9 protein-coding genes are annotated in these 12,403 nt (G+C 70.6%); 8 read left to right on the forward strand and 1 reads right to left on the reverse strand.

Annotated elements, in window-relative coordinates; genetic code table 11:
* Positions 1-4: 4 nt before the first annotated feature.
* From mutM to smc, 4 genes are all read left to right on the forward strand, one after another.
* On the forward strand, positions 5-865 hold the full coding sequence (gene mutM, locus AU195_RS17465; protein WP_059160318.1) for a bifunctional DNA-formamidopyrimidine glycosylase/DNA-(apurinic or apyrimidinic site) lyase: 861 nt from the start codon (positions 5-7) through the stop codon (positions 863-865).
* Positions 866-1,004: 139 nt separating this feature from the next.
* The gene (locus AU195_RS17470; RefSeq protein ID WP_059160438.1) at positions 1,005-1,421 is read left to right on the forward strand and encodes an OsmC family protein; all 417 of its coding nucleotides are present in this window, start codon (positions 1,005-1,007) and stop codon (positions 1,419-1,421) included.
* On the forward strand, positions 1,405-1,692 hold the full coding sequence (locus tag AU195_RS17475; RefSeq protein WP_059160319.1) for an acylphosphatase: 288 nt from the start codon (positions 1,405-1,407) through the stop codon (positions 1,690-1,692). The genes AU195_RS17470 and AU195_RS17475 overlap by 17 nt, the downstream gene beginning before the upstream one ends.
* Before the next feature lie 15 nt (positions 1,693-1,707).
* Positions 1,708-5,295, forward strand: coding sequence for a chromosome segregation protein SMC (gene smc / locus AU195_RS17480; protein WP_059160320.1), 3,588 nt, complete (start codon positions 1,708-1,710; stop codon positions 5,293-5,295).
* A 108-nt stretch (positions 5,296-5,403) separates the two neighbouring features.
* Here smc and fni read toward each other — a convergent pair whose 3' ends face one another.
* A complete protein-coding gene (gene fni / locus AU195_RS17485) occupies positions 5,404-6,405 on the reverse strand; it encodes a type 2 isopentenyl-diphosphate Delta-isomerase (protein ID WP_172800619.1) in 1,002 nt (333 codons plus the stop codon).
* A 73-nt stretch (positions 6,406-6,478) separates the two neighbouring features.
* Between fni and ftsY the strand changes: the two genes are divergently transcribed.
* From ftsY to AU195_RS17505, 4 genes are all read left to right on the forward strand, one after another.
* On the forward strand, positions 6,479-7,906 hold the full coding sequence (gene ftsY, locus AU195_RS17490) for a signal recognition particle-docking protein FtsY (RefSeq protein WP_059160322.1): 1,428 nt from the start codon (positions 6,479-6,481) through the stop codon (positions 7,904-7,906).
* Positions 7,907-8,082: 176 nt separating this feature from the next.
* Positions 8,083-9,423 carry an ammonium transporter gene (locus AU195_RS17495; protein WP_059160323.1) on the forward strand — a complete coding sequence of 447 codons (1,341 nt, stop codon included), beginning with the start codon at positions 8,083-8,085 and terminating at the stop codon, positions 9,421-9,423.
* A gap of 33 nt (positions 9,424-9,456) precedes the next feature.
* The gene (locus tag AU195_RS17500) at positions 9,457-9,795 is read left to right on the forward strand and encodes a P-II family nitrogen regulator (RefSeq protein WP_011559357.1); all 339 of its coding nucleotides are present in this window, start codon (positions 9,457-9,459) and stop codon (positions 9,793-9,795) included.
* Positions 9,796-9,862: 67 nt separating this feature from the next.
* Positions 9,863-12,373, forward strand: a complete 2,511-nt coding sequence (locus AU195_RS17505; RefSeq protein ID WP_059160324.1) for a [protein-PII] uridylyltransferase — start codon at positions 9,863-9,865, stop codon at positions 12,371-12,373.
* The last annotated feature ends 30 nt before the right edge of the window (positions 12,374-12,403 follow it).

Genomic DNA, 12,403 nt, shown 5'->3' on the forward strand with positions numbered 1-12,403 from the left:
GTCCATGCCCGAACTGCCCGAGGTCGAGGTCGTCCGGCGGGGTCTGGACGCCCACGTCACCGGTAAGACGATCGCCGCGGTGCGGGTGCACCATCCGCGGGCGGTACGCCGCCACGAAGCGGGGCCTGCCGACCTGACGGCCAGGCTTTTGGGCACGCGCATCACCGGGACCGGACGGCGGGGCAAGTACCTGTGGCTGACCCTCGACGACGGGGATGCGGCGCTGGTGGTGCACCTCGGGATGAGCGGGCAGATGCTGCTCGGGCCGATCCCGAAGGCCGATCACCTGCGGATCGCGGCGTTGCTCGACGACGGGACCGCGCTGAGCTTCGTCGACCAGCGCACGTTCGGTGGCTGGCTGCTCGCCGACCTGGTCACCGTCGCCGGCACCGACGTCCCGGTGCCGGTCGCGCACGTCGCCCGCGATCCGCTCGACCCGCTGTTCGACCGCGACGCCGTCGTGAAAGTGTTGCGCGGCAAGCATTCCGAGATCAAGCGGCAGTTGCTCGACCAGACCGTCGTATCGGGGATCGGCAACATCTACGCCGACGAGGCGCTGTGGCGGGCCAAGGTCAACGGGGCCCGGTTGGCCTCGGCGCTGACTCGGCCCAAGCTCGCCGAACTGCTCGATGCGGCGGCCGAGGTGATGACCGAGGCGCTCGGTCAGGGCGGGACGTCGTTCGACTCGCTCTACGTCAACGTCAACGGCGAATCCGGATACTTCGACCGGTCGCTGGACGCCTACGGCCGCGAGGGTGAGCCGTGCCGGCGCTGCGGGGCGATCATGCGGCGCGAGAAGTTCATGAACCGCTCGTCGTTCTACTGCCCACGCTGCCAGCCCCGCCCGCGGATCCGGCGCGGCTAGTTTGTGCGCGCCTCGCGCCTCGCGCCTCGCGCTTAGCGCCTCGCGCCTCGCGCCTCGCGCCTCGCGCCGAGATCGACGTTTTGCCCGCAGCGACTCGCACTTTTCCGCCCGTTTGTTCGTATGGGCGAAGATGGGGACCATGACGGATCTGTGGGTGGAGCGCACGGGGGTGCGCCGCTATACGGGGCGCAGCTCACGCGGCGCGGAGGTGTTGGTCGGCTCGGAGGACGTCGAGGGGGTGTTCACCCCCGGCGAGCTGATGAAGATCGCGCTGGCGGCCTGCAGCGGGATGAGCAGCGATCAACCGCTGCGCCGCAGGCTGGGCGACGACTATCCGGCGACCATCCGCGTCTCCGGTCCGGCCGACCGCGAGCTGGAGCGCTATCCGTTGCTCGAGGAGTCGCTGGAGATCGACCTCTCCGGCCTGTCCGACACCGAGGTGGCCCGCCTGCTGACCGTCGTGGAACGCGCCGTCGACCAGGTCTGCACCGTCGGGCGCACGCTCAAATCGGGCACCAAGGTCACCTTCGAGGTCAAGAATGTCGGCCGGGCCTGACGACGTCCGCCTGACGGCCTGGGTGCACGGCCGCGTCCAGGGCGTGGGTTTCCGCTGGTGGACGCGCTCGCGGGCGCTCGAACTGGGGCTGAGCGGGTTCGCCGCCAACAAACCGGACGGCCGGGTGCAGGTGGTCGCCCAGGGGCCGCGCCCGGCGTGTGAGCGCCTGCTCGGCCAGCTCGAGGGCGGTGACACACCGGGACGGGTCGACAAGGTCATCGCCGACTGGTCGGACGCGCGCGAGCAGATCACCGGATTCGACGAGCGCTAGGTAGTCTGGCACGTCATGCATCTGAAGAGTCTGACGCTCAAGGGCTTCAAGTCCTTCGCGGCGCCGACGACTCTGCGGTTCGAGCCGGGCATCACCTGTGTGGTCGGCCCCAACGGGTCGGGTAAGTCGAACGTCGTCGACGCGCTGACCTGGGTGATGGGCGAACACAGCGCCAAGACGCTGCGCGGCGGCAAGATGGAGGACGTCATCTTCGCCGGCACGTCGTCGCGGGCCCCGCTGGGCCGCGCCGAGGTCACCGTCACGATCGACAACTCCGACAACGCCCTGCCGATCGAGTACTCCGAGGTGTCCATCACCCGTCGGATGTTCCGCGACGGCGGCAGCGAGTACGAGATCAACGGCAGCCACTGCCGCCTGATGGACGTCCAGGAACTGCTCAGCGACTCCGGAATCGGCCGCGAGATGCACGTCATCGTCGGACAGGGCAAGCTCTCGGAGATCCTCGAATCGCGCCCCGAGGACCGCCGTGCCTTCATCGAGGAGGCCGCCGGTGTGCTCAAACACCGCAAACGCAAAGAGAAGGCCGTCCGCAAGCTCGACTCGATGCAGGCCAACCTGGCCCGGCTGACCGATCTGACCACCGAACTGCGCCGCCAGCTCAAACCGCTGGGCCGCCAGGCCGAGATGGCGCGACGCGCCCAGACCATCCAGGCCGATCTGCGCGACGCCCGCCTGCGGTTGGCCGCCGACGACCTGGTGACCCGGCGGTCGGAGTTCGACAGCACCCACCAGACCGAGACCATGCTGCGCCGCGAGCACGACGAGATCACCACGCGGCTCGAGACCGCCACCGCCGAACTCGACGGCCACGAGGTCGCGGTGGCCGACCTGACCGAACGCGCCGAACTCGCCCAGCAGACCTGGTTCCGGCTCTCGGCGCTGGCCGAACGGGTCAGCGCCACCGTGCGGATCGCCGACGAGCGCACACAGCTGCTCGACGCCGAACCGGAGCCGTCGACCGGCCGCGATCCCGAGGAACTCGACGCCGAGGCCGACCACATGGCGGCCCACGAAGCCGAACTGCTGGCCGAACTCGCCGAGTCGCGCGCGGTGCTGGAGGCGACCCGCGACGAACTGGCCGAACGGGAGCGCGTCGCCGCGGAGGCCGAACGCGCGCACATGGCCGCCGCCCGGGCCGAGGCGGACCGTCGCGAGGGCCTGGCGCGGCTGGCCGGTCAGGTCGACACCATGCGGACCCGTGTCGAGTCGATCGACGAGACCGTCGCGCGGTTGACCGTCGGCATCGAGGAGGCCGCCGCCAAGGCCGAGGCCGCGCAGGCCGCGTTCGAGACCGTGCAGTCCCGCGTCGGCGAACTCGACGAAGGCGAGGTCGGGCTCGACGAACACCACGACCGCACGGTGGCAGCGCTGCGCCAGGCCGACGAGCGGGTGGCCGAGCTGCAGACCGCCGAGCGCGCCGCCGAACGGCAGGTGGCGTCGCTGCGGGCGCGTATCGATGCCCTCGCCGTCGGCCTCGACCGTCGTGACGGGGCTGCCTGGTTGCAGCAGAACCACAGTGGCGCAGGACTTTTCGGTTCGGTCGCCGAACTGGTCAAGGTGCGCCCCGGGCATGAGGTGGCCGTGGCGGCGGTGCTCGGTGCGGCCGCCGACGCGCTGGCCGCGGAGAACTCCGGCGCGGCGCGCGCAGCGGTCGCCGCGCTCAAGAAATCCGACGGCGGGCGGGCCGCGATCGTCCTGGGCGACTGGCCGGAGACCCCGTCGGACGGGCTGCCCGGGCTGCCGGCCGGTGCGGTGTGGGCCGTCGACGTGGTCGACGTCCCGGCGCGGTTGCGCGGTGCGGTGAGCGCGATGCTGTCGGGTGTCGCGATCGTCGGCGACCTCGCCGCGGCCCTCGACGTGGTGGCGGGCCGGCCGCGGTTGCGCGCGGTGACCGCCGACGGCGACCTGGTGGGGGCGGGCTGGATCAGCGGCGGATCGGACCGCAAACCCAGCACGCTGGAGATCGCGTCGGAGATCGACAAGGCCCGCGCCGACCTCGAGGCCGCCGAGAAACAGGTCGGCGAACTGGCCGCCGCGCTGTCCGGTGCCTTGACCGAACAGCGCGCCCGCCAGGACGCCGCCGAACACGCACTGGCCGCGCTCAACGAGTCCGACGCCGCCATCTCGTCCATCTACGAGCAGCTCGGCCGGCTCGGCCAGGACGCCCGCGCGGCCGCCGACGAATACCAGCGGCTGATCCGGCAGCGCGACGAACTCGAGGCGGGCCGCACGCGCACCGTCGAGGAGCTCACCGAGCTCGAGACCCGGCTGCACAACGCGCAGCAGGCGCCGATGTTCGACGCCGAGCCCGTCGACCGGCAGGCCTCGGTGGCGGCCGCCGAAGCCGCCCGCGCCGCCGAGGTCGAGGCGCGTCTGTCCGTGCGCACCGCGGAGGAACGCGCCAATGCCGTTCGCGGGCGGGCGGATTCGCTGCGCCGCGCGGCGGCGGCCGAACGGGAGGCGCGGCTGCGGGCGCAACGCGCGAAACAGGCCCGCGAACACGCGGCCGCCGTGGCGGGTGCGGTCGCCGAATCCGGCAGACAGGTCGCCGCACGCCTCGGCGCGGTCGTCGCCGCGGCGTCGCGCAATCGCGACACCCTGGCCGCCGAACGCCAGCAGCGGGCGGCGGCGCTGGGCAAGGCGCGCGAGGAGGTCGGCGAACTCGGTGCCCGACTCACCGCGCTGACCGACGCGCTGCACCGCGACGAGGTGGCCAAGGCGCAGGCCGCGTTGCGCATCGAACAACTCGAGGCCACCGTGCTCGAACAGTTCGGGATGGCGCCCGCCGACCTGATCGCCGAGTACGGGCCGCACGTGGCGCTGCCGCCGACCGAGCTGGAGATGGCCGAGTACGAACAGGCCAAGGAGCGCGGTGAGCAGGTGGTCACACCGGCGCCGATGCCGTACGACCGGGGCACACAGGAGCGTCGCGCCAAGCTCGCGGAGAAGGAGCTCAAGGAACTCGGCCGGGTCAATCCCCTCGCGCTGGAGGAGTTCGCGGCGCTGGAGGAGCGCTACAACTTCCTGTCCACCCAGCTGGAGGACGTCAAGGCCGCCCGCAAGGACTTGCTCGACGTGATCGCCGACGTCGACGACCGCATCCTGCAGGTGTTCACCGAGGCCTACGTCGACGTCGAGCGCGAATTCACCCAGGTGTTCGCCACGCTGTTCCCCGGCGGTGAGGGCAGGCTGTTGTTGACCAATCCCGGCGACATGCTGACCACCGGCATCGAGGTCGAGGCGCGACCGCCTGGCAAGAAGATCAAACGGCTCTCGCTGCTGTCGGGCGGGGAGAAGTCGCTCACCGCGGTGGCCATGCTGGTGGCGATCTTCCGGGCCCGCCCGTCGCCGTTCTATGTGATGGACGAGGTGGAGGCCGCGCTCGACGACGTCAACCTGCGCCGGCTGATCAGCCTGTTCGAGCAGCTGCGTGAACGTTCCCAGCTCATCGTCATCACTCACCAGAAGGCGACGATGGAGGTCGCCGACGCGCTCTACGGGGTCACCATGCAGGGCGACGGCATCACGCAGGTGATCTCACAGCGGCTGCGCGGCCAGGAACTGGTCGGTACCCAGTCGTAGCAGTAACTGCCTGGCCGCCGAGGCCGTCCTGGCCGTCCTGGCCGCCGAGATCGACGTAATGGTGGGTTCGTCTCGCACTTTCGCGCCCGTGTGTTCGTTTCGGCGAACTCAGGCGGTGCGGACCCCGCCGCGGCGCAGCGCGGTCAGGTCAGCGGCGCCGCACCCGTGCAGGCACACCCGTAGTTCGTCGATGAATTCCCGCAGCCACTCCTCCACCGCATCGGCCGATTCGATGGCGGGCGCGAGCAGCGGACGGGCGACGGCCACCACGTCGGCGCCCATCGCCAGCGCCTTGGCGGCGTCCATCCCGGTGCGGATGCCGCCTGAGGCCACCAACGCCACCTCGGGCAGGGTGTGGCGCACCTCGAGCAACGCCTGTGCGGTCGGGATACCCCATTCGGCCAGTGCGGGGGAGCGGATCTCGCCGTAGCGGACCAGCTGTTCGACCCGCGCCCAGGACGTGCCGCCCGCACCGGCCACGTCGACCGCTGCCAGCGCACTGCCGGCCAACTCGGCGGCGGCCGCGGCACCGATCCCGTGGCCGACCTCCTTGAGCATCACCGGCCGGCGCAGCGTGTCCGCGAGAACACGCAACCGGTCGATCGACCCGGTGAAGTCGGTGTCCCCATCGCGCTGCATGGCCTCCTGCAGCGGGTTGGTGTGCACGGCCAGCGCGTCGGCGCCCACCCGTTCGAGCGCCCACTCGAGCGCGGGCATCACGGGTTCGGACAGCTGTGCGAGGCCCACGTTGCCGATCAGCAGTACGTCCGGGGCGATGTCGCGGACGGCGAAACTCCGCGCCACCGCGTCGTTGCCGAACATGATGCGCTGGGACCCGAGCATCATGCCGACGCCGAGGCGTTGCGCGGCCGCCGCGAGGTTGCGGTTGATGGTGCCGGACAGTTCGGCGCCGCCGGTCATCGCGCCGATCAGCACCGGCGCGGCCAGCGGTTTACCGAGGAATGAGGTGTCGAGCCGCACCCGGCCGAGCGAGGTCTGGGTCAGCGCGTTGTACGGCAGCCGGTAGTTCTCCAGCCCGGTGGTGACGGTCTCGTACTCCACCGGCCCGTTCAGGCACACGTCGATGTGGCGGCGCTTGCGGGTCTCCATCCCGATCGCGCTGCCACTTCGGCTGCTGTGAGGCCGCAATGTCACCGGCTACCCGCCCTGAGACAATGGCCGGGTGACCCTGGATCTCTCGCTGGCTGTGTGGATCGCAATCGCGGTCATCGCCGTTCTTCTCGTCGTTGCGCTCGTGGTCGGCCTGGTCCGGTACCGGCGCCGGCGGATCAGACTCTCGAAATCCGACACTGCCACACCGGTCGACCGCTCCGGCGGATACACGGCCAGTTCCGGGATCACGTTCACACAATCGTCAGCGACCGCAACGCCGCCGGTGGCGCCGCCGGTCCGCCCGAAGGACCGCATCGACACCAGCGGTCTGCCCGCCGTCGGCGACGACGCCACGATCCCGCGCGACGCGCCCAAACGCCCGATCGCCGACGTGCGGCTCCCTGAGCCGCCCACCGCGACCGCCCCACCGCGTACGCCCGAGAAACCCGAACCGGCGCCGGCCCCGAAGCCCGCTCCTGTCCCGGAAGCCGAGCCCGAACCGGCGCCGGAGGCGGTGCCGGTGCTCGAACCCGAACCGGAGCCGGAGACCGCACCGGAGGCGCCCGCCGAGGTCATCGCCCCCACCCACGGCCGCCTCGATCGCCTGCGGGGCCGGCTGGCGAAGTCCCAGAACGCGCTGGGCCGCAGCATGCTCGGCCTGCTCGGCGGCGGCGACCTCGACGAGGAGTCGTGGGAGGAGATCGAGGACACGCTCCTGATCGCCGACCTCGGCCCGGTGGTCACCGAATCGGTGGTCGGCGCCCTGCGCACCCGGATGGCCAGCGAATCCGTGCGCACCGAGGCCGACGCCCGCGCGGTGCTGCGCGATGTGCTCGTCTCCGAACTGCACCCCGAGATGGACCGGTCGATCCGCGCGCTGCCGCACGCCGACAAACCGTCGGTGCTGCTGGTCGTCGGCGTCAACGGCACGGGCAAGACCACCACGGTCGGCAAACTCGCCCGCGTGCTGGTGGCCGACGGCCGCCGGGTGGTCCTCGGCGCCGCCGACACCTTCCGTGCCGCGGCGGCCGATCAGTTGCAGACGTGGGCCTCGCGCGTCGGCGCCGAAGTGGTGCGCGGACCCGAAGGCGCCGACCCGGCGTCGGTGGCCTTCGACGCGGTCTCCAAGGGCATCGAGCACGGCGCCGACGTCGTCGCCATCGACACCGCAGGCCGGCTGCACACCAAGACCGGGCTGATGGATGAACTGGGCAAGGTCAAGCGGGTGGTCGAGAAGCGCGCCGCGGTGGACGAGGTGCTGCTGGTGCTCGACGCCACGATCGGCCAGAACAGCCTGCCGCAGGCGCGGGTCTTCGCCGAGGTCGTCAAGATCACCGGTGTGGTGCTGACCAAACTCGACGGCACCGCCAAGGGTGGCATCGTCTTCCGGGTACAGCAGGAGCTCGGCGTCCCGGTCAAGCTCGTCGGCCTCGGGGAGGGGCCCGACGATCTCGCACCGTTCGAACCCGGCGCATTCGTCGACGCGCTGCTCGGCTGACCGGTCCGATGAAGGCCCGTCCGACCCGGGTCAGCCATGCGGAAACATGAGCGTAACCCGGTGGGCCTCTGCGTTCACATTGCGGAAACGCCCACGCATCACCAGCGAAACGCGCGCACAAGAGTCTTCTCGGGAGGCCGATCCGTCGGCGCATTTCCCAAGGAGGTTCACACAAAGTGGTCTTAGCCTTACCGGACGAAGCGTTCGCCGCCTTCAACAGCGGCGACACCGCCTGGGTGCTCGCCAGCGCCGCCCTGGTGCTGTTGATGACACCCGCTCTCGCGTTCTTCTACGGCGGCCTGTCCCGCCAGAAGTCCGTCCTCAACATGATGATGATGTCCTTCGGGGCGCTGGGCGTCGTGAGCGTGATCTACGTGCTCTGGGGCTACTCGATGTCGTTCTCCTCGGCGCACACCGGTGAGAACGACATCCTCGGCATCTTCGACAACCCGTTCTCGCTGTTCGGGTTGAGCCCGCTGTTGGAGTCGCGCGAGATCGGTGGTCAGGAGCTGTACCCGATCGGTGGTTTCGGTTCGGTGCCCGCGATCGTGTGGGTCGCCTTCCAGTTGACCTTCGCCGTGATCACCGTCGCGCTGATCAGCGGCGCGGTGGCCGAGCGCATGAAGTTCGCCACCTGGCTGGTGTTCGGCGGCATCTGGGTGACGCTGGTGTACTTCCCCCTGGCGCACATGGTTTGGGGTGGCGGCCTGCTCTCGGGTGACGAAAACGGTTTCGCCTCATGGCTGTTCGGCTACAACGCCGACGAAGGCGCGGCCAACGTCCCGCCGATCGACTTCGCCGGCGGCACGGTGGTCCACATCAACGCCGGTATGGCGGCCCTGGTCCTGGCCCTGCTGATCGGTAAGCGTGCCGGCTTCGGCCGCACCCCGTTCCGTCCGCACAACATCCCGTTCGTGATGCTCGGCGCCGCACTGCTGTGGTTCGGCTGGTTCGGCTTCAACGTCGGATCCGAAGGCGCCGCCGATGCGCTCGCCGGTCTGGTCTGGGTGAACACCACGGCCGCCACCGCCGCGGCGATGCTGGGCTGGCTCGCGGTGGAGCGCATCCGCGACGGCCACGCCACCAGCGTCGGCGCCGCGTCGGGCATCGTGGCCGGCCTGGTCGCGATCACCCCGGCCTGTGGATCGCTCTCGCCGATCGGTTCGCTCATCCTCGGCGCGATCGCGGGCATCCTGTCGGCTCTGGCCATCGGCCTGAAGTACAAGTTCGGCTACGACGATTCGCTCGACGTGGTCGGTGTGCACCTGGTCGCGGGCCTGTGGGGCACCGTGGGCATCGGCTTCCTGGCCACCGAGACCGGCCTGTTCTACGGCGGCGGGATCCAGCAACTGGTGGTGCAGGTCGTGATCGCTCTGGTAGCAGTGGTCTTTACGGGCGTGATGACAGTCATCATCGCCTTCATCGTCAAGCCGTTGGGTTGGCGTGTGACAAAGGAAGACGAGGACACCGGCATCGATGAGACCGAGCATGCGGAAACGGCTTATGAACTCGTCTGATCGGCAACAATTTTCTTGGAAGGGACCGACGAAATGAAGCTGATCACTGCGATCGTCAAGCCGTTCACGCTCGAAGACGTCAAGACCGGACTCGAGCAGACGGGCATCCTCGGGATGACCGTCAGCGAGGTCCAGGGTTACGGCCGGCAGAAGGGCCACACCGAGGTGTACCGCGGGGCCGAGTACTCCGTGGATTTCGTGCCCAAGGTGCGGGTCGAGGTGATCGTCGACGATTCGGCCGTCGACAAGGTCGTGGACGTCATCGTCCAGGCGGCCCGCACCGGCAAGATCGGCGACGGGAAGGTCTGGGTGAGCCCGGTCGACACCGTCGTCCGGGTGCGCACCGGCGAGCGGGGGGCCGACGCCCTCTGAGCGACGAGGGGGTCGTCTCCCGGGTCAACACCGTAAGCGTTCACTGGTCCGGGGGAGGACTTCCGATATGACACAACCACCAGGCAGACAACACGATCCCGCCGCCGGCGCCCCCAGATGGACGGCGCCGGCGGCGGGCTCGTTGCGCCCCGCCAGCGATCTCGTCAAGGCGACTCAACAGCTGCTCACCGGCGGGCCGCGTCCCCTCGACACCGCAGCGCTGCGTGACGCGCTGCTCGATCTGCACGAATTCTGGCTCGGCACAAAGGCGAACGAGATCGGCATCACCGCGACCAGTGGTTTCGCGATCGTCGCGACGGGCGGGCTGGGCCGCGGCGAACTGCTGCCGTACTCGGATCTCGATCTGATGCTGCTGCACGACAACATGCCCGCCGATGTGGTCAGCCAGGTCGCCGAGCTGTTGTGGTACCCGTTGTGGGACGCCAACATTCGGCTCGACCACAGCGTGCGGACGGTGCCCGAGGCGCTGAAGGTCGCCGGTGAGGACATCGCGGCGGGGCTGGCGATGCTGGAGGTGCGCCACATCGCCGGCGACGCGGACCTGTCGAACCTGCTCGTCGGCGGAGCCCGCAGACAGTGGCGTACCGGCATCGCGCCGCGCTTCGCCGAACTCGTCGAGCACACCCAGGCGCGCTGGCAGCGCAGCGGCGAGATCGCCCACCGGGCCGAGCCCGACCTCAAATCCGGCCGGGGCGGGCTGCGCGACGTGCAGCTGCTCAACGCGCTGGCGATCGCTCAGTTGGCCGACGTGTACCCGAGCCCGGCACTGGCCTCGCCGACGGGCACGCTCGGCGGGGCGCACCTGGCGCTGCTCAACGTGCGCACCGAACTGCACCGGGTGTCGGGCCGCGGTCGCGACCTGCTGCTGGCGCAGTACGCCGACGAGATCGGCGCCGCGCTGCGCATCGGTGACCGGTTCGACCTGGCCCGCATGCTCTCCGACGCCGCCCGCACCATCAGCTACTACGTCGACGCCGGCCTGCGCACGGCCGCCAACGCGCTGCCGCGCCGCGGTTTCGCCGCGCTGCGCCGGCCGGTGCGCCGGCCGCTCGACGAAGGGGTCGTGGAATACGCCGGGGAGGTGATCCTCGCCCGCGACGCCCGCCCGGAGCGCGATCCCGGACTGATCCTGCGGGTGGCCGCGGCGTCGGCCACCACGGGGCTGCCGATGGCGGTGTCGACGCTGAGCCGGCTCGCCGAGAACGCGCCCGAACTGCGGACACCGTGGCCGCGGGAGGCGCTCAAGGATCTGCTCGTGATGCTGGGCGTGGGTCCGGCGGTGGTGCCGACCATCGAGGCGCTGGACCGTACCGGGCTGTGGGGCCGGCTCTTCCCCGAATGGGGGGCGGTGCGGGACCTGCCGCCGCGCGACGTCGTGCACATCTGGACCGTCGACCGTCATTCGGTGGAAACCGTCTCGCGCGCAAGTGCTTTCACCACCCGGGTCTCACGGCCGGACCTTCTGGTGCTGGGCGCGCTGTGCCACGACATCGGTAAGGGGCGCGGCGGGGACCACAGCGTGATCGGCGCCGAGCTCGCCGATCAGATCGGCACCCGGCTGGGGTTGTGGCCGTCGGACATCGAGCTGCTGTCGAAGATGGTGCGCTATCACCTGCTGCTGCCGGACACCGCGACGCGCCGCGACCTTCAGGACCCCAAGACCATCGACGCGGTGGTGCACAAGCTCGGCGGCGACCTGGTGCTGCTGGAACTGCTGCACACGCTGGCCGAGGCGGACTCGTTGGCCACCGGCCCGGGGGTGTGGGGCGACTGGAAGGCCTCGCTGATCGGTGACCTGGTACGGCGGTGCCGGCTGGTGATGGCGGGCGAACCGCTGCCGCATCCGGACCCGATCGACCCCCGGCATCTCGAACTGGCCGGTGCGGTCGGCGTCCACGTCGAGCTCACCCCGACCGACAGTCCCCACATCCACCAGGTGACGATGATCGCCCCGGACCGCCGCGGGCTGCTGTCCAAGGCCGCGGGCGTGCTGGCGCTGAACTCGCTGCGCGTGCACTCCGCCTCGGTGAACAGCCATCAGGGTTCGGCGATCAACACCTTCGTGGTGTCCCCGCACTTCGGTGCGCCGCCCGCGGCCGGGCTGCTGCGCCAGCAGTTCATGCTCGCCCTCGACGGTGAACTCGACGTGCTCGCGGCGCTCGAGCGGCGCGAACGCGAGGCCGCCCAGTACGGCACCTCGCGGGCGGGGGAGATCCTCGCCGCGGTGCCGGCGAACCACGTCCCGGCCCCACCGCGCGTCCTGTGGTCGGGCGGTGCGTCACCGGGCGAAGTCGTCGTGCAGATCCGCACCATCGACCGGGCCGGGCTGCTGGCACGGTTGACCGCGGTGTTCGAACGCGACGGGGTGGACATCGCCTGGGCGAAGGTCACCACGCTGGGATCGTCGGTGGTCGACGTGTTCGGCATCGCGGTGCCCGCCCTGGCCACCGGCAGCGACGCCGACCGCCAGACCATCCGCGCCGAACTGGAACGCGACCTCTACGCGGTGCTGCCCACCCCGCCACCACCCCCCAAGCCCGCCGAACAGGCGAGCTGAGCGGGGCCGGCGCCCGAGCGCCGCCCGGCG

The sequence above is a fragment of the Mycobacterium sp. IS-1496 genome (assembly GCF_001499995.1).
Classification (GTDB): Bacteria; Actinomycetota; Actinomycetes; order Mycobacteriales; family Mycobacteriaceae; genus Mycobacterium.